This is a genomic window from Acetobacterium sp. UBA5834 (genome assembly GCF_002435675.1).
Classification (GTDB): domain Bacteria; phylum Bacillota; class Clostridia; order Eubacteriales; family Eubacteriaceae; genus Acetobacterium; species Acetobacterium wieringae.
Map to the genome: position 1 here is coordinate 24,971 of NZ_DJGY01000074.1, position 24,870 is coordinate 49,840.

The 24,870-nt window shown below is 41.9% G+C and carries 23 protein-coding genes; 1 reads left to right on the plus strand and 22 read right to left on the minus strand.

The window, feature by feature from the left end; all coding sequences use genetic code 11:
• Positions 1-137: 137 nt before the first annotated feature.
• From B3F51_RS15890 to B3F51_RS15995, 22 genes are all read right to left on the minus strand, one after another.
• Complete coding sequence (locus B3F51_RS15890) at positions 138-842, minus strand: ABC transporter ATP-binding protein (RefSeq protein ID WP_070371183.1); 705 nt, start codon at positions 840-842, stop codon at positions 138-140.
• Between the two features lie 10 nt (positions 843-852).
• Complete coding sequence (locus B3F51_RS15895; RefSeq protein ID WP_070371182.1) at positions 853-1,611, minus strand: ABC transporter ATP-binding protein; 759 nt, start codon at positions 1,609-1,611, stop codon at positions 853-855.
• Positions 1,608-2,615 (minus strand): branched-chain amino acid ABC transporter permease, encoded by a 1,008-nt coding sequence (locus tag B3F51_RS15900; RefSeq protein WP_148636421.1) that lies wholly within the window; start codon positions 2,613-2,615, stop codon positions 1,608-1,610. The genes B3F51_RS15895 and B3F51_RS15900 overlap by 4 nt, the downstream gene beginning before the upstream one ends.
• 3 nt (positions 2,616-2,618) lie before the next feature.
• The gene (locus tag B3F51_RS15905) at positions 2,619-3,524 is read right to left on the minus strand and encodes a branched-chain amino acid ABC transporter permease (protein ID WP_070371180.1); all 906 of its coding nucleotides are present in this window, start codon (positions 3,522-3,524) and stop codon (positions 2,619-2,621) included.
• 71 nt (positions 3,525-3,595) lie between these two features.
• A complete protein-coding gene (locus B3F51_RS15910) occupies positions 3,596-4,741 on the minus strand; it encodes an ABC transporter substrate-binding protein (protein WP_070371179.1) in 1,146 nt (381 codons plus the stop codon).
• Between the two features lie 75 nt (positions 4,742-4,816).
• Positions 4,817-5,473: an endonuclease III gene (nth, locus tag B3F51_RS15915; protein WP_070371178.1), complete on the minus strand. Its 657-nt coding sequence runs from the start codon at positions 5,471-5,473 to the stop codon at positions 4,817-4,819.
• Positions 5,470-5,823 carry a cupin domain-containing protein gene (locus B3F51_RS15920; protein ID WP_070371177.1) on the minus strand — a complete coding sequence of 118 codons (354 nt, stop codon included), beginning with the start codon at positions 5,821-5,823 and terminating at the stop codon, positions 5,470-5,472. Before B3F51_RS15920 ends, nth begins: the two co-directional genes overlap by 4 nt.
• Before the next feature lie 12 nt (positions 5,824-5,835).
• A complete protein-coding gene (locus tag B3F51_RS15925) occupies positions 5,836-8,028 on the minus strand; it encodes a transglycosylase domain-containing protein (protein ID WP_070371176.1) in 2,193 nt (730 codons plus the stop codon).
• 13 nt (positions 8,029-8,041) lie between these two features.
• Positions 8,042-8,902: an RluA family pseudouridine synthase gene (locus B3F51_RS15930; RefSeq protein ID WP_243134714.1), complete on the minus strand. Its 861-nt coding sequence runs from the start codon at positions 8,900-8,902 to the stop codon at positions 8,042-8,044.
• Between the two features lie 416 nt (positions 8,903-9,318).
• Complete coding sequence (locus tag B3F51_RS15935) at positions 9,319-10,320, minus strand: 4Fe-4S binding protein (protein WP_070371174.1); 1,002 nt, start codon at positions 10,318-10,320, stop codon at positions 9,319-9,321.
• A gap of 12 nt (positions 10,321-10,332) precedes the next feature.
• Positions 10,333-10,911, minus strand: a complete 579-nt coding sequence (rsxA, locus tag B3F51_RS15940; protein ID WP_070371173.1) for an electron transport complex subunit RsxA — start codon at positions 10,909-10,911, stop codon at positions 10,333-10,335.
• Positions 10,912-10,923: 12 nt separating this feature from the next.
• Entirely contained in the window at positions 10,924-11,514 is a 591-nt protein-coding gene (rsxE, locus tag B3F51_RS15945) for an electron transport complex subunit RsxE (RefSeq protein WP_286948092.1), read from the minus strand.
• Between the two features lie 13 nt (positions 11,515-11,527).
• On the minus strand, positions 11,528-12,151 hold the full coding sequence (locus tag B3F51_RS15950) for an RnfABCDGE type electron transport complex subunit G (RefSeq protein ID WP_148636419.1): 624 nt from the start codon (positions 12,149-12,151) through the stop codon (positions 11,528-11,530).
• On the minus strand, positions 12,151-13,107 hold the full coding sequence (locus tag B3F51_RS15955; RefSeq protein ID WP_070371170.1) for an RnfABCDGE type electron transport complex subunit D: 957 nt from the start codon (positions 13,105-13,107) through the stop codon (positions 12,151-12,153). Before B3F51_RS15955 ends, B3F51_RS15950 begins: the two co-directional genes overlap by 1 nt.
• An 11-nt stretch (positions 13,108-13,118) precedes the next feature.
• Positions 13,119-14,450 (minus strand): electron transport complex subunit RsxC, encoded by a 1,332-nt coding sequence (gene rsxC, locus B3F51_RS15960; protein WP_286948094.1) that lies wholly within the window; start codon positions 14,448-14,450, stop codon positions 13,119-13,121.
• A gap of 324 nt (positions 14,451-14,774) precedes the next feature.
• Positions 14,775-16,211 (minus strand): aminopeptidase, encoded by a 1,437-nt coding sequence (locus B3F51_RS15965; RefSeq protein ID WP_286948096.1) that lies wholly within the window; start codon positions 16,209-16,211, stop codon positions 14,775-14,777.
• Positions 16,212-16,248: 37 nt separating this feature from the next.
• Positions 16,249-16,422 (minus strand): DUF896 domain-containing protein, encoded by a 174-nt coding sequence (locus tag B3F51_RS15970; RefSeq protein ID WP_084633607.1) that lies wholly within the window; start codon positions 16,420-16,422, stop codon positions 16,249-16,251.
• Between the two features lie 31 nt (positions 16,423-16,453).
• A complete protein-coding gene (locus B3F51_RS15975; RefSeq protein WP_414632386.1) occupies positions 16,454-17,752 on the minus strand; it encodes an aminotransferase class I/II-fold pyridoxal phosphate-dependent enzyme in 1,299 nt (432 codons plus the stop codon).
• Between the two features lie 11 nt (positions 17,753-17,763).
• Positions 17,764-18,729 carry a tRNA (adenosine(37)-N6)-dimethylallyltransferase MiaA gene (miaA, locus tag B3F51_RS15980; RefSeq protein ID WP_070371166.1) on the minus strand — a complete coding sequence of 322 codons (966 nt, stop codon included), beginning with the start codon at positions 18,727-18,729 and terminating at the stop codon, positions 17,764-17,766.
• A gap of 1 nt (position 18,730) precedes the next feature.
• Positions 18,731-20,815 carry a DNA mismatch repair endonuclease MutL gene (gene mutL, locus B3F51_RS15985; RefSeq protein WP_286948102.1) on the minus strand — a complete coding sequence of 695 codons (2,085 nt, stop codon included), beginning with the start codon at positions 20,813-20,815 and terminating at the stop codon, positions 18,731-18,733.
• 143 nt (positions 20,816-20,958) lie between these two features.
• Positions 20,959-23,346, minus strand: coding sequence for an endopeptidase La (gene lon / locus B3F51_RS15990; protein ID WP_286948103.1), 2,388 nt, complete (start codon positions 23,344-23,346; stop codon positions 20,959-20,961).
• 37 nt (positions 23,347-23,383) lie between these two features.
• Positions 23,384-23,803, minus strand: coding sequence for a MarR family winged helix-turn-helix transcriptional regulator (locus B3F51_RS15995; protein WP_070371163.1), 420 nt, complete (start codon positions 23,801-23,803; stop codon positions 23,384-23,386).
• 299 nt (positions 23,804-24,102) lie between these two features.
• On the opposite strand from B3F51_RS15995, the gene B3F51_RS16000 reads away from it, so the two are divergent.
• Complete coding sequence (locus tag B3F51_RS16000) at positions 24,103-24,861, plus strand: peptidylprolyl isomerase (RefSeq protein WP_070371162.1); 759 nt, start codon at positions 24,103-24,105, stop codon at positions 24,859-24,861.
• The last annotated feature ends 9 nt before the right edge of the window (positions 24,862-24,870 follow it).

The following is a 24,870-nucleotide window of genomic DNA, read 5'->3' on the forward strand; positions in this document are numbered from 1 at the left end:
AACAGTATATCATAGGTATATTTTCATATCAAGGATGAAAATCAAGGTGTTTAAGAAATATTCCAGGTGTATGACATCAAATTTAACAGAGATGTCCCTCCCATTAAAAAACTGCCTCTAGCGAGACAGTTTTTTAATCAACCACCTAAATAAGCTTGTTGCACTTCCGGATTCACCAGAAGATCTCTGGCATTACCAGAAAGTTTAATGTATCCAGTTTCCAGCACATAAGCTCGATTGGCAATGTGCAAAGCCTTGTTCGCATTTTGCTCAACCAATAAAACCGTTGTTCCAGCATCATTTACAGTTTGGATCATGTTAAAAATCTCGTCGACCAGAAGTGGTGCCAGACCCATTGATGGTTCATCGAGCAAAATCAGTTTTGGTCGTGTCATTAAGGCTCGTCCCATTGCTAACATTTGTTGTTCACCACCGCTTAAGGTTCCGGCAATTTGTTTAATCCGTTCTTTAAGTCGGGGAAAATTCAAAAATATTTTTTCCATGTCCTCTTGGATCTGATCCTTATCATTTCTGATATAGGCTCCCATTTGGAGGTTTTCATAAACGGTCATTTCGGCAAAAATACGTCGCCCTTCTGGAACATGGGCTATTCCCATTACCGGAATCTGATGGGCTGGCACCTTATTAAGGTTTTCGCCTTCAAAAGACACCATCCCTTCACTGGGTTTTAATAGTCCTGAAATCGTTTGGAGAATAGTCGTTTTCCCAGCACCGTTGGCACCGATAAGGGTAACAATCTCACCCTCATTGACCTCAAAGCTAATACCCTTGATCGCATGAATTTTTCCATAATGTACATTTAAATCTTTTACTTTCAGCATTTACGGCCTCCTAATCTCCTAAATAAGCACGAATAACATCAGGGTTGTTCTTAATTTCATCCGGAGTGCCTTCAGCAATAGTTTTTCCGTAATCTACCACGATAATCCGCTCACAAATCCCCATAACCAGTTTCATATCATGTTCAATGAGCAAAACAGTAATGTCAAATTTGTTCCTGATGAAGTGAATGGTTTCCATGAGCTCAGCCGTTTCATTCGGGTTCATTCCCGCCGCTGGCTCGTCCAACATCAGTACTTTTGGATCTGAAGCCAGCGCTCTGGCAATTTCCAGTTTACGTTGCTGCCCATAGGGAAGGTTTTTAGCCAGGGTATCAGCATACTCGCCCATATCAAAAATATCCAGAAGTTTCATGCATTCTTCGTGAGCTTTTTTTTCTTCTGTCCAGAATTTTTTTGTTCTGAACATCCCCTGAACCATGTTATAGTCGATAAAATTGTGATAGGCTATTTTTACATTTTCCACCGCAGTCAAATCTTTAAACAATCGAATATTTTGAAAGGTTCGACTGGCACCCAGTTTGACGATTTCGTGAGGAGTTTTTTTAATGATGCTTTGATCATTAAGCATAATCTCACCCATTGTTGGAACATAAACGCCGGTTAGCATATTGAAAATTGTCGTTTTGCCTGCGCCATTGGGTCCAATTAAACCAACCAGCTCGTTAGCACTCAATTCAAGATTAAACTGATCAACTGCAGTTAAACCACCAAATTGCATCGTAATATTTTTTGCTGATAAAACGGTCATGATGCTTCACCTCCGCCGATGGAATTCTTGACGTTTTTTCGTTGAATCAGTGATTCAATAAAAGCTGTCAGCGAAAATTCGGATCTTCCGAAAATTCCCTGCGGTCTGAAAATCATCATGATAATCAACACAAGAGAGTAAACCAATAGTCGGTATTCGGAAAAACTACGAAGCATTTCCGGCAACACTGTCAAAACGATGGCCGAAATGATTGAGCCGGTTAAGCTTCCCAATCCACCTAAAACTACAATAACAAACATTTCAATCGAAAACATAAAGCCAAACTTGCTCGGCTCCAGAAATGATTGATAGTGGGCATATAATGAACCGCCAACACCAGCAAAAAAAGCCGCCAGCGAAAATGCCAATACCTTGTATCGGGTGGTCGGTATCCCCGCAGCCTCCGAAGCGATCTCATCTTCTCTGATGGAAATAATGGCCCGCCCCTGCTTTGATCTGCCTAATGTAAAAATCAGAAATGCAACAATTATCGTAATCCAATAGACATTGTTGAAATTCACCAGCCGGGTAATTCCTTTTAATCCAGCGGCTCCACCAGTCGGTCCAAAATTAATAAAAAAGATTCGGATAATTTCCGAAAACCCGATGGTTACGATCCCCAAATAGTCCCCACGGAGTCGCAGCGTTGGTGTCCCGATGAGAAATCCAAAAATTCCAGCAACAATCCCGCCAACAATCATCGCCAGAACAAGCGTGACAATTGGCGGCAATGACAATCCTCCGTCAATCAATGCCATCGAAAAACTGGCAGATGAGTAAGCGCCAATGGCCATAAACCCGGCATGACCCAAGGCCATTTCACCTAAAAATCCGGCTACAATATTTAAACTCATCGCCATGATAATCATTATACAAGTCATAATGGCAATTCCCACAAAATAATTGTTCATGGTCTTCGTCTGAATCAGCACGAAAAATACAAGGTAAAGGGCAACGATAGCAATTGCATTAATTAAATATGCTTTTTTCTTATTGTGATCCATTGTTTATACCTTCTCTCTCGTATTTTTTCCCAAGATGCCTGTTGGTTTGAAAAGCAGTACCACAATTAGAATCGCAAATACAATGGCATCAGCCCAAGTTGTTGAAAGATACGCTTTTGTCATTGTTTCGACCATACCAATGATAAATCCGCCGAGCATCGCTCCAGGGATAATTCCGATCCCCCCTAATACCGCAGCAATGAATGCTTTTAAGCCAGGCATAACGCCCATTGTTGGGTATACCTGAATATACGCGACACTGTAGAGAACCCCGCCTAAAGCACCAAGTGCTGAGCCCACCGCAAAGGTAAGCGAAATCGTTCGATTAACATTAATCCCCATCAGAATCGCAGCATCCTTGTCTTCTGATACGGCACGCATGGCACGACCCTGTTTTGTTTTTCGAATAAATAGATCCAATAGAACCATAAAAAACAGTGACAAACCTATAGTAATCAGAGTGGTTGAACTGATTTCGATTTCACCTATTTTATAAATGGTCTCCGGAAATATTTTTGGCATAACCTTGGGATCTGGCTTAAAAATAATCAACGCCAGATTTTGCAAAAACAAACTCACCCCAATAGCAGTAATCAGCGCAGACAGTCGGGGGGCATTTCTCAAGGGACGATAGGCGATAAATTCGATGGCAACTCCAATGATAGCCATAATGACCATCGATGATAAGAGCACCGCCCAAACCGGAAGGTGAAAGCTGGTGGCAGCAATAAATGCAAAATATGCGCCGAACATCATGATTTCACCATGGGCAAAGTTGATTAGTTTAATAATGCCATATACCATGGTATAACCGATTGCGATGAGCGCATAGATACTCCCTACATTGAGCCCGTTGATCAGCTGTTGCAGAAATAAATTCACGATGTATCCTCCTTTATAGAATAACATAAAATGGATATAGAAGAGATGGTCTCTCCTATATCCCTTGTACTGCTTGTAATATTGTCGTTTATGAAATACTATTTGTTAACAACGGTTGAGTCATATTTTAACTGACCGCCATCGATCTTAATAATAGTTACTTCTTTATCCTTTGGATTTCCCTCTTCATCAAACTTCAAAGTTCCAGTAACGCCAGGATGATCCGTCGCATTTAAAGCTGTGATAATATCTGCAGACTCAGTAGAACCAGCTGCAGTAATTGCTTCGACCATGGCATATACAGCATCATAACCTAAAGCTGCAAAAGAGTTTGGCACTTTATCATACTCGGCTTTATAGGCAGTGATAAAGTTCTGAACGGTTTCAGATGGTGAATCGGCAGCATAGTGATTGGTGAAGTAATTTCCCTGAGCGGCGTCAGCGTATTCTTCTTGAACGCCATCCCAACCATCAGCTCCAACAAATTTTGCGGTAATACCCATTTCTTTGGCTTTTTGAAGAATTGGTCCAACTGTTTGAACATAGTCTGGAACAAATACGACATCCGGATTCATTTCTTTGATTTTTGTCAACTGAGCACTGAAATCTTTATCAGCCGTACCGTAAGATTCGCTACCGGCAATTGTGCCACCTTTAGCTGTAAATGCCGCTTTGAAGGCTTCTGATACACCTTCTGAGTAGGGATTACCCGTTCCGATTAACAATGCCGCAGTTTTTGCACCTAAAGTAGTAGCCGCAAAGTTAGCAGCAGCTTGACCCTGATAGTCATCCAGGAAGCATGCTCGAAATACATTTGGAGCATCTTGAGTTACTTCCACAGCTGTTGCTGTTGGTGACAGTACTGGCATATTATCTGAAACCATGATGTCTTTCATTGCTAAGGTTTCCCCACTTAAGGTTCCGCCGATCACTGCAACAACACCATCCTGGTCTCTTAATCGATTATAAGCATTGATTGCTTCAGTTTGATCTGCTTTTGAATCATAAGCAACCAATTCGATGTTTTTTCCATCAATACCGCCAGCAGCATTAATTTCAGCGACGGCTAATTGCGCACCTTCTTCTGCTGAGCTTCCATAAATAGCAGCATCGCCAGTCATTGGTCCGATAAAACCAAGTTTGACAACATCAGAACTTCCGCCAGATGTTGAACATCCTGCGAATGCAAAAATAGAAGCGGTGAACATAACAACAAGTAAAACACTAACAACTCTTTTCTTCATTTCTTTTCCTCCTTTTTCTTTTCAATGATTATTTATAGTGCTTATCATAAACCATTCTTAAGAAAAACACAAGAATTAATTGCTTTGAGACGATGCTTCTTTAATATTTTGACGTCCAAAATCACAGATGCTGCTTAGCTCACACCCGCTACAATTGGGATTTCTTGCTGTACAACATTTTCGTCCATGCCAGATAAGCCAATGGTGAGCCTGGGACCATTTGTCTTTTGGAATATTTTTCATCAATTCTTTTTCAACTTCCAAAACGGTCTTTCCCTGAGCCAGACCGATTCGACGTGAAACTCGAAAAACATGGGTATCAACTGCAATTGCCGGGATATCAAAGGCATTACTCATTACCACATTGGCAGTTTTGCGTCCAACCCCAGGAAGTGTAATCAGTTCATCCAGTTGCTCTGGTACCTTGCCACAATACTCTGTCAATAACCGATGACAGGTCAAAATAATATTTTTGGCTTTTGTTTTAGCCAGTCCACAGGTTTTTATTTTTTCAAGTAGCCCTACTTCCCCCAATGACAAAATCGATTCTGGTGTATTATAATTCTTAAACAAATCCCCGGTAACGATATTTACTCTCACATCGGTGCATTGTGCTGATAGGATGGTGGCGATCAACAATTCAAAAGGGCTACTAAAATCTAAGCCACATTGTTCCTGACCGTAAAGGCACTCCAATGTGGCTAAGACTTGTTCAATATTCTTCTTGATCACACATTTTCATTGAGAATCAGTGCCATAAACACCAAATCCTCATCCCCAGTATTGACAACGCTGTGGCTACCCTGATCCGGAGTGACCATCACATCTCCGGGTCCTATCTGTAACTGAATGCCATTATCAACGACCATCCCTTTTCCTTGTAAAAAATAGAATATTTCCTGCTCACCTGTATGCTGATGTTCTCCAATGGAGTCTCCCGGTTTTACTGTGATCTGGGCAAATAGTCGGCAGTTTTTCCCTAGAATTTCGCTATCAGTGATGTGGGTAATCTCAACGTTCCCGTGACCACCCCGCATATTCTGTTTTATTTCTTGTGTTTTTGATTCATTTTGTATGATCATCTTTATCCTCCATTAGGTTGTCGGTGTTGTTGGATCCGTTGGTGTCGTTGGATCCGTTGGCTCTGTTGGCGTGGTCGGATCGGTTGGCTCCGTTGGCGTAGTAGGATCTGTTGGCTTGGTTGGCTCCGTTGGTGTTGTTGGCTCCGTCGGCGTGGTCGGGGTTGTTGGAGTTGTCGGGGTTGTCGGTGTGGTCGGGGTTGTTGGCGTGGTTGGCTCCGTTGTTTCTTCTTTATTCGTTGTACTTGTTCCCGAATCAATCGAAGAGGCTCCGGAACTTTCACCCTCGTTAGAGGTTCTTTCAATTTCAGTAGTTGTCAACAAGTCTTGATCGATAACCATACTCAAGTAATTTCCATAAATCCCTGCCGCTCGGGAACTCCCCCCATAAAGCACATCGTTTTCCGGCGTCCCCAGCCAGACTGAAGTGGTTAGATTCCCGGTAATCCCGGTAAACCATAAATCTTTGTTATCATGGGTTGTCCCCGTCTTTCCGGCAGTGGTATAAATCTGGGCCGCCGCAGAACCAGTTCCGTAATCAACAACCCCTTCCAGGATATTCATCATATTTGTTGCCGTAGTATCCGACATAACTTTTCGTGTCGTTGTACTGGAGGAATCTTTTGTATATAGAACCTCGCCATTTACCTGCTCTAGTTTTGTGACATAATAAGGTTGGTTATAGACACCAGCGTTATTAAAAACATTAAATGCGGCCGCCATTTCCAGAGGTTTGATTCCGTAGGTCATCCCACCAAGTGCCGTCGCCAAGTTATAATCGTCATCCTCAAAAGTCGAAATACCCATTGTCTGCATAAACGCTACTGCTTCTTCTGGTCCAACTTTATCGAATACTTTAACAGCCGGGATGTTGTAAGAGTTGACTAATGCCGTCTTAACAGTTACCGTCCCATGATAGCTACCATCATAGTTTTTAGGGGCATATCCACCAAAGTCAGTATAAGTATCCGAGATAGTTGTACTGGGGGTAATTAATCCCTTATCCATGGCTGCTGCGTAATAAAGCGGTTTAATGTTCGATCCTGGCTGTCTTGGGGTGTTAGCCATATCGATTTGGGTGTTCCCACCATAGTATGCTTTAACCGCCCCATCCAGATCGACAGTGACGATGGCTCCCGTTTCGTTGGGCAAATCTCCATCTAACGCACTTGTCAAGCTTTCGATTGCATCTCCTTGCATCGCCGTATTAATGGTTGTGTAAATACGGTAACCGCCATTGGCAATATTTTCTTTGATATAATCAATTGCCTGGTCTTCAGTGATACCACGCTCCTGCATGACTGCAGATGCTTTTAATTGCGCATACTCGTTGAGTGCCCGTCCAACATACGCTTCATAATTGTCAACGATCTGATCATCATTACTAATGGTCGCCGGATCGCGGATGACCAGTTCTTGCGCATATGCAGCGTCCGCTTCTTCTTGCGTAATATATTTTTCTTTTACCATTCGCGTCAGTACTTCCAGTTGACGTTTTTTTGCGGCTTCAAAATCAGTATTCGGTGCATAGGCACTCGGTGCTTGAGGCAAACCTGCCAGCATTGCGGCTTCGGCCAGATTAACCTGAGAAACCGGTTTGTTGAAATAAGTTTGTGCTGCTTCTTCAATCCCATATGCTCCTGAACCAAAATAATACTCATTGAAGTACATTTCCAGAATTTGTTCTTTTGTATACTTCTCTTCTAATTGGAGTGCTATAGAAATTTCTTTTAGCTTACGCACCAGCGACTGATTAAAATTCTGTTCCGTTGCAATATCAGGTAAGAACAGAACTCTGGCAAGCTGCTGGGTGATAGTGCTGGCACCTTCACCAATCCCATTACTGGCAATATTTGAAAAAAACGCTCGAACAATCCCCAGCAAATCAATTCCAAAATGATCGTAAAAACGCGAATCCTCCACGGATATTAATGCCTGTTGCAATTGCACCGGAATCTGATCAATCGTTACATTGGTTCTGTTCTTTGTGTACAATTCAGCGATTAGAGCATTATCCGCCGAATAAATCTCCGTTTTATCCTTAGCCTGATACTGATAATCTGAAATATCCATGCGATTTGCAGCATAGATTGAATACATAACACCGACTCCCAGAATCCCCAGGACTAAAAGAACAATCAGTACCTTTACTCCAATATGTTTTTTCTTTTTTCGTCTTTTTATCCCCTTTTTTTGCTTTTCGCTCATTCCATCACCTTTTCTATATTTTATCTATTAGACGCTTTCGAAGGTCTATTAATTCATTGTTATACTCAGCTAGAACATACAGCTGCTTTTTTTGGGGTAATGATAACTCCAAACTTCGAGCATGTAAAGCCTGATGAGACATTCCAAAACAATCATCTTCCTGCTTATCACTGTGATACAAGGGATCTCCAATAATGGGATTCCCCAAATATTTTAAATGAACCCTAATTTGGTGGGTTCGTCCAGTTTCCAGCACCAGCTCCACCAGCGAAGCATCCCTGTACTCTTCCAGTACCCGATACTGGGTAACCGATGGCTTTCCGGACTCCATTACAATCCTATGAATACTGTCTTCATAGGGCTGGCCGATCGGAGCATCAATAATTCCGACTTCATTAGGGAGCCTACCATGAACAAATGCATGATAAACCTTTTTTACCTTACCAGAATTCATTTCTTTTTGTACATAGTGATGCACATATTTATTCTTGGCTATTGCAACAATACCGGTGGTATCTCGATCCAATCGATTGATAAAGCGAATCTTCGCTGCAGTCCCCTGTTCCTGCCAGTAATAGCTAATGAAATTTGCCAGTGTATCCAATTGATGGCTCTTTGTGGGATGCGTCACACAAAGTGGCGGTTTATTGACTACTAAAAGCTCATCATCTTCATAAACAACATTAAGTTTGCCCGCTACCGGTTCCCCATCAATATCTTCCCGGGGCATCTTAATTTCGATGATATCTCCTGGTTTGATTTGCTGTCCCAGAAAACACTCTTTGTGATTCAAGCTGATCTTTCCAATCCGTTTGATTTCTCTGATTAATCGGCTAGAATAACAATAACGACTGATCAGCTCTTCTCTGACCAACTTTTCATGACTGTCTGATATTTGATAAGTATAGATGAGACTTATAATTCTACCCCCGAATCTGACCTGATATAAAAACTATTTGTTTCAATCAGTTTTCTGATTTGTTTATAAATGATGCATTATGTAATTTAGCATGAAACGACTCAGCAATAAAAACATGCATACTATTATACCTTAATTTGACCAAAGTCGTTAACTTTTTTTATTTTTTAATAGTTATATCCACATTTGATTTTTCGTTCACCATATGACAGATTATTTCGACAATACCACCATTTTAACAGAAAGCAAAACCATTTTATACATCTTTCCTAAAATTCTCATTAAAAATTTGCACAAACACGGAATTGTCATAAATTCTTCATAAAAAAAGACTCTCCATTTTTCAATGAAGAGTCCTGTAAAATTATAGACTATTTGGCTTTATTGGGTCGCATTTCAATGGCATTTTTCTTGCACTTCTTAAAACAGATACCGCAGCCAATACATTTTTCATGATCAATAACATATGGTGGCTTTTTGATTTCACCAGAAATTGCTTCAACTGGGCAGTTCTTTGCGCAAGCGCCACAACCGATACAATTTGCATCAATGATATATGCTGTCTTCTTACCGGTTTCAACGTCACCAGAAATAGTGTGCATTGGACATTTAACGACACATTCATAACATTGAACACACTTATCATAATCAATTTTGGCAATATTGTTTTCAACGGTGATTGCATCAAATTTACATGCTTTCACACAGGCTCCGCAGGCAATACAAGCTGTTGTACAAACCAGTTTTGCTGTCTTTCCTTTATCTTTGTTATTACATTTTACAATAACATCCTGAGTCGCCGGAACCAGATTCATAATCGCTTTGGGGCAGGCATCCACGCACTTGCCACAGGAAGTACATTTATCCGGGTCAATTTTCGGCAACCCGTCTTCTCCCATAACAATGGCATTAAAAGGACATACTGATTTACAGGTTCCCAAGCCCATACATCCATATCGACAACCTTTCGCACCACCGGAAGCAATCATGGCTTCCCGACAATCCATTTCACCATAGTACTCGGCCCGATTTGGAGCCGTTTCACAGGTTCCCTGACAAATAACAGTGGCAACCTTTTTAACCGCACTGCCAGCTTCCATACCCATAATTTCCGCAATCGCAGCGGCACAATCAGCACCGCCAACTGGACAGGCATCAATTCCCGCTGTTCCTTCGACAATATTGGATGCCAAGGCATCACAGCCCGGTAAACCACAACCACCACAGTTAGCGCCAGGAAGAGCTGCACGCACTAATGGCACACGAGGATCTTCGTATACTTCAAATACCTTAGCTGCAATAGCAAGGCCAATTCCAAATACTAAACCAAACACACCGAGGATAACGACCGGAATTAAAATCTCATTCAACATTTCCGTATCCTCCTAACCTAACTTCATTCCGGAGAATCCCAGAAATGCGATGGCCATCAGACCTGCCGTTAACAACGCAATGGGAAATCCTTCGAGCGCTTTGGGCACAGCTGATGTTTCAAGTCGCTCACGAATACCAGCAAACAGCACAATAGCAAGCGTGAAACCAAGCGCTGCACCAACGCCGTTGAAAATGGTTTCGATAAAATTGTATTCGTTTTGAATATTAATTAATGCTACCCCGAGAACCGCACAGTTTGTGGTAATCAATGGCAGATAGACACCCAATGCCTGATAAAGTGAAGGGCTGGATTTTTTGATAATCATTTCGACTAACTGAACCAACGCAGCAATGATTAATATAAATGCAATTGTCTGCAGGTAGCCAAGATTTAGCGGATCAAGAATCGAATACTGAACCACATAGGTAATGGCAGAAGCCAGCGCCATAACAAAGGTTACCGCAACTCCCATCCCCACAGCGGTTTCAACTTGCTTTGAAACCCCTAAAAACGGACAAATACCTAAAAATCGTGACAGTACAAAGTTATTGACAAAAATCGCACTGATCATTATAAAAATTAAAGTCATCGATATCTCCCCCTATGCCTTTTTCGTTTTCCAATTAAAGAGGCCAATTAAAAGACCAAGGGTTAAAAATGCCCCGGGAGGTAGGATCATCAGTAGTATCGGTTCATAAGCTGCACCGAACAGTGAAAATCCAAAAATACTTCCTGCCCCTAAAATTTCTCGGATTGAACCTAAAACTGTTAAAGCCAGGGTAAAACCAAGGCCCATTCCCAAACCATCCGCAAATGAGTCGGCAATGCCATTTGTAAAGGCAAAGGCTTCGGCCCGAGCCAGAATAATACAGTTAACAACAATCAAGGGAATAAATATCCCCAGCGCCGCATCCAGTGCTGGCACATAGGCCTTCATCAACATCCCGACAATCGTAACAAAAGAGGCTATTACAACGACAAAGGCCGGAATTCGGATATTATCGGGTATTACTTTTCGCAATGCTGAGATCGCCACATTCGAACCAATCAATACCAACATGGTTGCCAGGCCCATCCCCATACCGTTGATGGCTGATGTGGTAACCGCAAGGGTTGGACACATCCCCAATACAAGTACAAAGGTGGGATTTTCTCGGATGATTCCTCGAGTAAGATTTTTCATAAAATTCATCTTGCGTTCCCTCCTATTCTGATAAAGTCTGGTAAACCTGGATTGAGACGTTTACCCCAGATGTAACTGCTTTTGAAGTAATTGTTGATCCAGTGATGGCCTGAATTTCATTGCTGTCTTCTTTAGCAGTACCTTTTACAACCACCAATTCTTCTTCTGCTGATTTTCCGGTAAACTGATCATTCCATTCTCCTGCTGCCAAAGCACCTAAGCCTGGAGTTTCGTTATGCTTAATAATCGTAATGCCAGTGATGACTCCGTCCGACGAAATACCCGTTAAAACTTGAACTTCTCCTGCATAACCGCTGGTTGGTCCGGTTTTTACCGTATATCCCACTGTTTCGCCATTATTTGTTCCAATATAGACTTCCATCAGTTCTTCCGGTTTTTCCATACCAATTTCTGAAGCAATTTTTGCCACATCTTCTTCAGGAACTTGTTCAAACTCAGTGGCATCTGGCAGTACTTCCTGCCGTGCTTCCGTGTTTGCATCAATATTCATCTGTTCGATGGTAGGAGCTGTTACATAATTGGTTAATGCCAAGGCGCAGGCGGCTACAGCAGAAATAACCAACAAAATAAGACCGAGTTTGAAAACGACTTTCCAGTCGATTTGCACTTTTTCTTTTGCTTCCATTATGCCTTTGCCTCCTTTTTGATCTTAGTCACACCATAGATTCGCTCTTTGGTGAAGCGTTCAATTAGAGGTGTCGCAACATTCATCAGTAAGATCGAGTACGAACATCCTTCCGGATATCCACCGTAGATACGAATGATCATGGTAATCAAACCACAACCGACTGCATAGATGATTTGACCTTTTGGAGTAACTGGAGACGAAGCATAATCAGTCGCCATAAAGAAGGCCCCTAAAACGACACCACCTGAGACAATATGAACAATTGGATCTTGTCCCACTAACAAAGCAAAAATGCCGATGGTTAATAAATAGATAACTGGGATTCTCCAGCTGATAATTCCTTTAATAATCAGGTATACCCCACCGATTAATAAAGCCAGGGCAGAAATTTCTCCGATACAACCATAAACACCATTTAATCCTGTGAAAAGATCCAGTGTTGACGGCATACTTGCCAGATCACCAGCTTTTAATAATGCCAGCGGGGTCGCTGTGGTAACCGTGTCCGTAACCGGAATATAAGCGGTACTGGTCATATGTCCTGGCCAGGATGCCAACAGAAAGGCTCGTGCGGCCAGGGCTGGATTGATAAAATTCTGTCCTAACCCACCAAAACATTGTTTTACAATGGCAATAGCAAAAACAGAGCCCACAACAGCAATCCACCAGGGTGCATTAATCGGTAAGTTGAATGCTAAAAGCACACCTGTTACAACGGCACTCCAGTCATTGACTGTGATCGGTTTTTTCAGCAGTTTTTGAATGACTGCTTCCGTAACAACTGACGAGATAATACAAATAGCTACGAGTGCCAATGCCCATACCCCAAAAACATATCCTGCGACAGCCAATGCAGGTAACAAAGCAATAATAACATTTTGCATAATGTTGGCTGTGGTATGTTTTGCCCGGATATGAGGAGATGATGACACTGTAAGATTTAATTCATTCATCAATATTCCTCCTAATTTCCTTTTCTTCGTTGTGCGATAATCTCACGTTTTGCCACGCGAATAGACGATACCAGGATACGTTTTGCGGGACAGATATAAGAACAGCTTCCACATTCGATACAATCCATGGCATGATTTGCTTCACATTTATCCCATTTATTTCGTTGCGAGTACTCAGCAATATAAAGTGGCTGTAAATGAATTGGACAGACGCCAACACATTTGCCACAATGAATACAATTCGAAGGCGTCGCAATTTTAGCTGACTCTTTCGTCAAACATAAAATCCCTGATGTTCCCTTCATTACTGGAATTTCAGTTTCAAACTGAGTAACGCCCATCATCGGTCCCCCTGAAATTACTTTTCCAGGCTCAGCAGAAAACCCACCACATTGATCAATGACAGACTGGAACGGAACTCCCACACGAATTTCCATCGTCTGGGGATTTTTGATGGCATCCCCTGTACAAGTCAGATAACGTTTATACAACGGCATTCCTGTCGTCATGGACTCAGCGATTTGAGCAGCAGTCCCAACATTCATAACAACCACACCGGCGTCAGCTGGCAGCGCTCCCGATGGGACTTCACGACCCGTTATTGCTGCAATCAATTGTTTTTCAGCACCCTGCGGGTATTTCGTATGCAATGAATATACTTCTAATCTGCTATCGTTTCCAATAGCTTTTACCAAGGCTTCAATAGCATCAGTTTTGTTGTCTTCAACCCCAATAAAGCCTTTTTCAACACCAACAGCCTTCATGGCGACCTTCAATCCCATGACAACCTTTTCAGCTTGATTCAACATCAAGTGATGATCGGCCGTTAAATAAGGCTCGCATTCAGCGCCATTTAAAACTACACAATCAACTTTTTTGTCTGGTGGAATCGCCAGTTTTACATGCGTTGGAAATGTTGCCCCACCTAAACCGACAATACCGGAGTCCAATACCATTTTTTTAATGGCCTCTGCATCCATATCTTCCAACGTACCATATGGTTTGATACTTGAGTCGATGGTATCCAAACCGTCTGATTCAATAACAACCGCCATGATTCGGTCTCCCGATGCATGTGGACGTTCCTCAACCGCAACAACAGTTCCAGAGACACTGGCATGTACCGGTGCAGAAACAAACCCATTTGGTTCTCCGACTCTCTGGCCAAGAAACACCTGATCGCCTTTTTTTACGATCGGCGTACAAGGTGCCCCAATGTGCAGCGACATGGGTATGATCACCATTTCCGGCTTTGTGCCAAAGCCCAAAGGCACTTCAGCAGTACTTTCCTTTCTATAGGGTGGGTGGATTCCCCCCTTAAAGGTTCCATGTTTTACATTCATCTTAAGTCAAACACCCCTCAAATTAAATTTTTTACACAAGAGAAACTGTATACTTGTATATATAGGCAGTATCATAACATATAAATAATTTTTTTTCCATACGAATTGATAAATTTGTTTAAAATAATACTGTACCCGCTGGGCCCATAAAAAAATGATAATTTATAGTTCTAAAAGTATAAATTCTAGACCATAATTATCATTTTAAGGTGAACATTTATCTGCTAAAAATCATAAATGGATTATATAGCATTTGTTACTATATTAACAAATGCGTTTTTCAAATCTGTATTTCGTCTTAACAGGTATTATTTTGTCATTTTGCTACGCCAGAAAGCTTTTATAGCCCTTATAACACATAAAAAGATCAACTTTAGAAGCCAATTCAAATGGCGAGTGCATACTTAATAGCGCTGGACCACAATCCAACACATCCATTCCATACTCAGCTAGAATATGGGCAATGGTTCCTCCGCCACCAAGATCTACCCGGCCAAGCTCTCCCATTTGCCAAACCACCCCAGCTGCTTCCAGTGTTTGTCTCATTTTTCCCATAAACGCCGCATGCGCATCATTGGAGCCAGATTTTCCGCGGGCACCGCCATACTTTGATAAGACCATTCCTTTGCCAATATACGGAGCATTGCCTTTATCGTGGGTACCGGTAAAGTTAGGATCAACGCCAGCAGTAACATCAGCAGAAAGCATTTCAGAATTCATAAAACATCGGCGGATGGCCAATTCTGGTTTATTCACATCCATCAAATCGATAAGTTCAGCTACAGCGTTTTCAAAAAAACGAGAATGCATACCGGTGTTGCCTACACTGCCGATTTCTTCCTTATCAGCCAAGATTACACATCGTGTGCGAATCGGAACCGTCTCCTGATCAACCAAAGCACGGAGCGCCGTGTAGGCACAGATCCGATCATCCTGGCCATATCCCCCAATCAGACTTTCATCGAAACCAACATTTCGGGCTGCCCCGGCCGGCACTACTTCCAGTTCAGCAGTGGCAAAATCTTCTTCCATCATCCCATATTTTGTATATAAATGATTCAGTATGTTTAGTTTAACACCCTCTTTGAGATCTTTTTCCGGATATGGCTGGCTCCCCACAATAATGTTGAGCCCTTCTCCAGTAATCCCCTCAGTCATTTTTTTTGTATTTTGTTCTTGAGATAAGTGAGGCAGCAAGTCAGTGATACAAAAAACAGGATCTTCTGGGGCTTCTCCAATAGAAATGTTGACTGTTTCACCGTCTTTTTTTACGACTGTTCCGTGCATAGCCAGCGGGATGGTCACCCAATGGTATTTTTTTATGCCACCGTAGTAGTGGGTCTTGAAGAAAGCCATATCATCACTTTCATACAACGGCGATGGCTTTAAATCCAATCGGGGCGAATCAATATGGGCACCAACAATAGCCATTCCTTTTTCAATCGGTTCGCTACCAGCCACAAAGAAAGCGACAGTTTTGTCTTTATGAATCATATAAACCTTATCACCAGGCTTGATTTCCCCGGCTTTCTGATAGGTCTCCAAGGGTTTAAAACCAGCCTTTTCAGCCAATTCAATACTGAGCTCAACACATTGCCGTTCGGTTTTTCCAGCTGTCAAAAAGCGCATATAGTCATTGCTGATAGCCTTGACTTCTTCAACCTCTTCATCACCAAGGTCTTTCCATGCCAACTCCCATTTTTTTCCAAGCTGTTCCTGAAGCATAACAGCAGGGCTCTTTTCTTTGTCTTTATTTTTCATGTCATTTTCTCCTTAGTTTCTAGACTCGTTTACAATTCTACTTATCGACAATTTCAATATTGTCCAGTTGGGCTCTCAAATTTGTTCTAACAGCCGATAAATATTCAGCTCGCAATGTCATTTGTTCATCCGATTCATCTTCAGTCAACCCACACTCTTTTTTCTTCCGGGCCAATTCGTTGATTCGATCAATTTTTTCTTTTGTTATCATTTTAATTACCTCAAATTCTTTATCTTAATTTTTATATTTTTACGAGTTGCTTATCCTTAAGCCGCTGGAGGCTAAGCAAAACCCCCAGTTTGCCATGAAAATGGGTCAGTCCCCCCTGAAAATAGACATAATAAGGTTCTCGCATCGGCGCATCAGCTGAGAGTTCAATGGAAGATCCTTGAATAAAAGCCCCTGCTGCCATAATTATCGGATCTGAATAGCCGGGCATGTCCCAGGGTTCAGGAGTGGCCTGGCTATCAACCGGGGCCGCCTCCTGAATTGCCCGGCAAAAAGTCTTGACCCCTTCAGCCGTTTTTAAACAAATGCTCTGAATAATATCACTGCGATAATCTGACACTTCCGGGCAAACAGCAAAGCCCAGCTTTTTATAGCAAGCTGCCAAAAGCACCGCCGACTTAATTGCCTGAGCAACTACAGTTGGTGCCAGGAAGAGACCTTGCAACAACGTTCGATTAATTCCCAGTGTTGCCCCTGTTTCTCTGGCAACTCCAGGCGCCGCCAGTCGGCAGGCAGCCAGATGAACCAGATCCGCCCGTCCCGCTACATAGCCGCCAGTTGGAGCCAAACCGCCACCGGGATTTTTAATCAGGGAACCGGCCATCAAATCTGCCCCGATTGACACCGGCTCAACTCGATCCATAAATTCGCCGTAGCAATTGTCAACAAAAACAATGACGTCTGCTTTTACTTTACGAATTTTTTTAATCATCTTTTCCATCTCATCCATTTGAAGCGCAGCACGCCAGCTATAGCCAGTAGAACGTTGCAGATAGATCATTTTTGTCTCTGGAGTGATTGCAGCAAGTATGGCTGACTCATCAAAACAGCCGTTTGAGAGCAGTTCAATCTGATCGTAGTTTACCCCAAACTCTTTAATCGTTCCCTGGCCAATACCAGTGTCTTCCAGACCAATAACAGTACGTATGGTGTCATAAGGTGAACCAGTAATAGCCAATAAATGGTCACCAGGCCGCAATACACCATAGAGAGCCAATGCTATTGCATGCGTCCCCGATGAAATATGCGGTCGCACCAAAGCGTCTTCTGCACCAAATACATCAGCATAAATAGCTTCCACTACTTCCCGACCCACATCGTCATAACCATAACCGGTCGAAACGGTGAAGTGGCGATCTCCCAAACCTGCCTTTTGCATGGCTTTAATCACCCGATACTGATGCAACTCCGACAAATCGTCCAATTTCTTCAACTGTAGTGCGATATCTTTTTCTGTATTTTTTACGAAATTAATAACTGACTCTGATATTTTAAATTCCTGTTCAAGATAGGTTTTAATGTCATTTTGAATGTTCAAACAATTTACTCGCTTTCATTTATTGATTCTAACTGTGGTTTAATCAGACTAAGGCATTCCATAACCTGAGTTTCTAAATTACTAGGTTCACCCATTTTTAGCCATTGGATACGCTCATCCTTTCGAAACCACGTCATTTGACGTTTGGCATAGTGACGGGAATCCCGTTTCAAAATACTGACCACTTCTGCCAAAGTGGACTCACCTTCCAGATAAGGCTTCAATTCCTTATAGCCTATTGCCTTCAACGATGTCAGGTTCCAATCATAACCCCTTTCAATCAGCATTTTTGTTTCTTCGATCAGACCTTCCTCGATCATCCGATCGACCCGATGATTTATTCGATTATAAAGAGTCTCCCGATCCCAATCCAAACCGATCATAATATAATCGTAGGGCACTTCCTGTTTTCTTGATTCTTCATCAAAATGAGATTTTGGTTTGCCTGTGAGCTCATAGATTTCCAATGCCCGGATAATGCGGTTTAGATTGTTGGGATGAACGATTTCTGCAGTGGCTGGATCCACCAATTTTAATCGCTCATACAATGCATCTTTGCCCAGAACTTCAGCTTCAGCCGTTAATCGCCACCGAATTGTCTCATCACTGTCTTTTTTTTGAAAATCCCATGGGAGACTCAGACTGTTGATATATAATCCAGTCCCCCCTATTATAATAGGAAGTTTTCCTTTTATAAGAATTTCTTCGATGGCTTCAAGCGCTGCCTCTTTATACTTAGCCACACTGAACTCTTCATCTGGCGGCACACAGTCAATCAGGTGATGGGGCACCCCTTGCATCTCTTCTGAGGTAACCTTGGCCGTGCCGATATTCATGTGTTTATAGATTTGCATGGAGTCGGCTGAAACGACTTCGCCGTTGAGTTTTTTTGCGAGAGCTACGCCCAGGGCCGTTTTTCCGCTGGCTGTTGGCCCTACAATGACTACTATTTTCGGTTTTTTTACTTCCATATTATATTACCCGCTTGAATAATTTCATTAATTCATATTCCTTTAATCTCATTATAATGGGGCGACCATGGGGACAGGTGTAGGGATTATCAAGATTTGTCAAATTCTCGAGCAATCTTTTAATTTCGACCTGAGTTAAGGATTGCCCGCCCTTAATGGCAGCTTTACAGGCCATGGAAATGATTTTATTCTGTGTTTTTTCTGAAAAAACGTTATTTACGCAAAACCTGTCATCACACTCAAATAAATTCTCGTCAATCATCAATTTTAGCAAATCCGGACTCTGGGGTTCCCCAAGCAATATCGGAACACTTCGAACCAACAGCGTGTCTTCACCAAAAACATCGCAGTCAAAACCCAGATTTTTATATTGCGCCAGGGTCTGTTCAATTCCCACTAAATCTTTTGGCCGAATTTTAATCGGTATTGGCGTCATCAACCCTTGGCTGGGAAGAACCTCTTGACGATTAAACAGATGCATCAGTTCCTGGGTTAAGAATGCCTCGTGGGCAGCATGTTGATCCAGGAGATAGATTTCCTTGTCTCCCTCCAGTAGAATATAGACATTAAACAATTGTCCGACAATTTTCATTTTGGTCAGATATTTAATGTCCGCTCTGGCACTTGTTGAACTGCCTGATACCTGAATACCCTTTTCCGGATTGGGCCGACCCGACTCGAAGATGTTCAAATCATTATCAACCTGCCTGTACCGATCCGATGAAAAATACACGTCAGCATTCTCAGACAATGCCATCTTTCCTGCCTTTAAGCTTTCGGTTAATGGTGCGGTGTTTTGAGCTTTCTCTGATTGTCCAGTTAAAGCCGATTTTCTCTGATCAACACCAAACCCCATCCGCTTTTCAGACGATGACAATTCCGTATCCAAACAGTTCGCAGAAGTCATCAAAGCGCTACTACTTAGCACTGTCTCAATGGTAGTTTGCTCTTCTGGCTGGTTATTTTGTGCTACTGACACGCTTATCATTTTGCCAGCGTTATAAAAAATCTCTGCGTCATGGTTACCAGTCGGTTTTTTATCTGCATATTTATTTTTCTCATTAACATCGTCAAACTCAACCGTGTGTGCTGTCCCCAACTCAACAATCAGACTGGCATTTCTGAGCGTTTCTCTGATCCCTTGTTTAAAAAGCAAGCAAACCAGGCTTTCATTAAGAATCTTTATTTCCGTTTTAGCCGGATGGATGTTTACATCCAACATTCGACCAGGTAGTTCAATAAAAACAATACCCAGGGGATGCTGGTGTTTCATACTATATCCATCAAACGCTTCGTCTAATGCTTTTGATAGTCGGTTGTTTTTGACAAATCGTCCGTTTATAAAAAACATTTGATCTTCCCGATGCGTTCTCATCGTTTTTAGATTCCCTACAAACCCTTCCAGTTTCATCGGCTTATTTTCATAATTAAGGGTTATCAGATTGTCTGCCATTTCACTCCCGAAAAGTTTTTTGACCACATCGATTACCTTTCCTGTGCCGGGGGTTTCGAGAACCATTCGTCCATTACTGCTTAGTTGGAAACGAATCTCCGGGCGCGAAATAGCAATTTTCTCTAACTGATCCCGGAGGATCGCCTCTTCCTTTTTGTCCTTTTCCAAATGCTTTCGACGGGCCGGGGTATTATAGAACAAATCTTTCACGGTAATTTCAGTCCCCCGATTATAGGCGCAGACCCGCTGATGAATGAGAGCCCCCCCCTCGAACAGGGCCTGGCTCCCAATCTCTTCATTCTCGAATCGCGTCGTAATCTGAACCTTAGCCACCGCCGCTACACTGGACAAGGCTTCGCCTCTAAACCCCAGCGATTCAATTTCTTCCAGATCTTCAATGGTTGACAACTTGCTGGTGGCATGACGTTTAAAGGCCAATGGAATCTCATTATACGCTATCCCACAACCATTGTCCCGAACCGTTATTCGGTTTTTACCACCTGCCTCAACAATCACCGTAATCTGATCTGCTCCAGCATCAATGGCATTTTCCACCAGTTCCTTTACCACAGATACTGGCCGGATGATAACTTCACCAGCGGCTATTTTATTGATTGTTTCGTTATTTAACATCTTAATTTTCATGGGAGATATTATATCATAAGAAAATACAGCCGTCGACTGAACCGGTTAGAAAAAAAGAAAGCTGCCATTTGACAGCTTCCTTTCTACTCTACTCAACAGCTTTTTCTTATCGCTTTTTTTAATAATGGAATTTATTCCTCAACCATACTCAGTTGCACATTGGAATCACCTTGTGGTCTATTTAATACCAATTTAGATTCTGGTAATTCGATCCCCAATGCCTCTTTTAGCACTTCTTCAATGGTTGCAACATGAATAATGGTTAAGGCATTGCGCACTTCTTCAGGAATATCACTGACATCTTTTTCATTATCTTTTGGCAATAATACTTTTGTGATGCCGCTGCGTTGAGCAGCAATAACCTTTTCTTTAATGCCGCCCACCGGTAATACCTGACCACTTAAGGTAATTTCCCCTGTCATGGATAGTTTTGAATCAACCGGTTTCCCCAGGATCAATGAAGCCAGTGCAGTCGTTAGGGTAACGCCAGCGGATGGTCCATCTTTAGGTGTTGATCCGGACGGAACATGAATATGGGTATCATTTTTAAAGTAGTCAAAGCCATTGGCCAGATCACCCAAGCGGGATCGGATCAGACTCATCGCAATCGTAGCACTTTCTTTCATGACATCACCCAATTGGCCCGTCAACGTCAACTTACCACTTCCCGGCATCAGGCTTGCTTCGGTAAAGAGAATTTCTCCACCAACTGCTGTCCATGCCATTCCTGTTACCACGCCAGGTTTGTTATTTTCACCAGCTTTTTCATGGCGTCTGGTTTTATTACCTAACACGTCACTCAGGTTTTTCGTTGTCACAACAAAGGGAAGCTCAACTTTTTTAGAGACAATTTTTTCCGACACAACTCGGGCAATTTTTGCCAACTGCTTGGTCAAACCTCGAACGCCCGCTTCAGCTGTATAGTTTTCAACAATTGCTTCGATGGCAGAATCTTCAATCTGAAGCATCTCAGTGGTCAATCCATGGTCTTTTAAAACACTTGGCAGCAGGTGATCGATGGCAATCCGTTTCTTTTCGCCGTTGGTATAACTCGACAGCTGGATTATTTCTGCCCGATCCAAGAGCGGTGCTGGGATGGTGCTCAAATCATTAGCTGTTGCGATGAAAAATACCTCTGATAAATCGTAGGGGATTTCCAGGTAATGATCCGAGAAGGTACAATTTTGTTCTGGGTCTAATACTTCCAGCAAAGCTGAACCAGGATCACCCTGGTGGGACATGCCCATTTTATCTATTTCATCCAGGATAAACACCGGATTCTTAGCTTCAGCATTGGCAATACCTTTAATGATACGTCCTGGCATTGCCCCCAGGTATGTTTTACGATGGCCTCGTATCTCAGCCTCATCCCGAACCCCACCCAGACTGGCTCGTACGTATTTACGATCCAACGCTTCAGCAATACTCCTTCCCAAACTGGTTTTGCCGGTTCCCGGAGGTCCCACCAGCAGCAGGATTGAACCTTGTTTATCTTTTTTTAATTTCATTACGGCCAGATGTTCAATGATTCGTTTTTTTACATCATCGATACCAAAATGATGAGACTCCAATACCGCTCTGGCGTGTTCAATATCAATTTCTTTTTTCTCACTGGTCCATGGTAGTTCTAAAAGCAAATCCAGATAGTTCATAATCACATTGCTTTCACCCCCATTGGGTGGTGAGTTTTCAAATTTCCTGACCTCTTTCAAGGCGATTTTTTTAACATCCGGGGGCATATCCGAATCCAGCACTTTTTTGCGGTAATCGGCTTCTTCTTCCAGCTCTTCATCGAGTTCTCCGAGTTCGGCTTTAATATTTTTTAACTGTTCCCGAAGCATCGCTTCACGATAGGTTTTATCCTTTCGTTGGGAATACTTTTTGCTGATTTCCAGTTGCAAATGAACCGAATCTTTTTCCCGGATAATATAGTCAATAAAGCTCAAGGCACGTTCTTTTAATGAATCAATTTCTAAAAGAACCTGTTTGCTTTTTAATGGAATGCCCATCATCGGAATGGTATAACCCATAATTTCTTCTAATGAAGGCAGACCTTCCAGGATACTGACAAAATACTCAGCTCCTTTAAAATTATGACTTAAGTCTTTCATCAATCCTTTAATGTAAACAATCATTTCCTGCTCTTCATCAGCATTAATGTCCAGTATATCATCTTGAACAGTATATGAAGCAGTAATCTGTTTTTCTTCGAAGGTAAAATCCAGAACCTTTACACGATTGATGGTAGTAATATCAATAATGAAACCATTATCGGATTTCTGAATGTTGTCAAATTTCATTAACACGCCAATCCGATAAAAGGAATCAGCAGTCAATTGAACCAATCCTTTATAATCCTTAGTTGACAAGCCGATGGCCAGGGTATTATTTTTAATGATCAGTTCTTTGATATTATTACCAATATCTTCGTTGACAAAAATACGATTTGAAATCCCCGGATAAATTACAGTTTCCGTAATCGGGATTAATGGTGCGCTTTTAATTTCTAGTGTACTCATTTTTCTTCCTCCTCATCCTCTAAAGATTTGTTTTTTATTAAAGGATTTTGTTTAGTAAGGTGATCAATTGATCCAGCTCTTCATCGTTGAGACTGCTTTTAATACGTTCAATCATTTGAATCTGGGTTCTTTCCTCGGATCTGGCAATTGATTTACCCTTTGGTGTGAGATAAATAAAATACACCCTGCCATCCTCTGGTGAACGTTCACGATACACACAGCCCATGGAAATAAATTTACTAATCAATTCAGTAATCGTCGGTTTCGAATTTCGTGTTTCCTGAGCCAATTGACTAAAGGTGACACGATAATTCTTATCGATAATTTTCAGATAATATTTCTGTTTTGAGGTAACATCTTCCGCCTGACACTGACAGGTTTCATTTTCATGCAATGCCGCATCCAGTTTCAGCAGTTTATGATAGGCCTCATATAATTCGTTTTTCTTACAAGTCATATTATCACCCAACTTTTTTATTAGTTAGCGCTTACCTAACTATCTATCACTAGTATAGCGCTCCATTCCATAATTGTCAATCATGCCGTCTTATTATTCGGAATCATTAAGCTTTACTTAATGTAAATCGATCAAATCACATAATCATCCTGCTCATAGGCGCTACCCTCAACAACAGCTTTGGTACAAGTGTATGCTACTTTGATTCGTAGCCTAGCTGAACTACGTATTGACAAAGATCCATCCACAGGCTATGATCATATAAGATAATAAATTTATTGGACCTAAAGGAGACGATTATGGAAAAAACCCCTTTGGCTACCGTCAATGGTAAAACAATTTACTCTGCGGATCTCGATGCCTTAATAAGACAATTACCCCAAGAACAAGCAAATCAATTTACTTCGAAAGAAGGTCGACGTCAATTGCTAGAAGAACTCATTGCTCAAGAGCTTTTTTATTTAGAAGGCAAGGCAGCAAAGGTCGATGAAAGTGAAGAGTTTCAAAAAATGCTCATCGATGCTGAAGAAAAGCTGCTTAAAACCCATATGATTGCCAAATTCATGATGGATATCACCGTACCTGATGAAGAAGTTCAGAAATTTTACGATGAGAACCCGAACCAGTTCATTGCTCCCGACAGTATCCGAGCCAGCCATATTTTGTTGCCGACTGAAGAGCAAGCTGTAACCGTGATTGAAGAAATCAAAAATGGAAAATCCTTTGCAGCTGCTGCGAAAGAGTACTCGATGTGTCCATCCAATGAAAAAGGTGGAGACCTCAGTTATTTTTCTAAAGGTCAAATGGTTCCCGAATTCGAATCCGCCGCCTTTGCCCTTGAAATCGATGAGATGACCGAACTACCAGTACAAACACAGTTTGGCTTCCATATTATTAAGCTGACTGATCGCAAGATCGCTCAAACGATCCCCTTTGATGCCGTAAAGGAAAATGCTCGTAATTACTTACTGCGTGAAAAGCAGAACAAAGCATTTATCGGCAAGGTCGAAGACCTCAAACAAAAATATCCAGTCAAAATGGAAGCAAGCACCCTATGATTAAAAGAC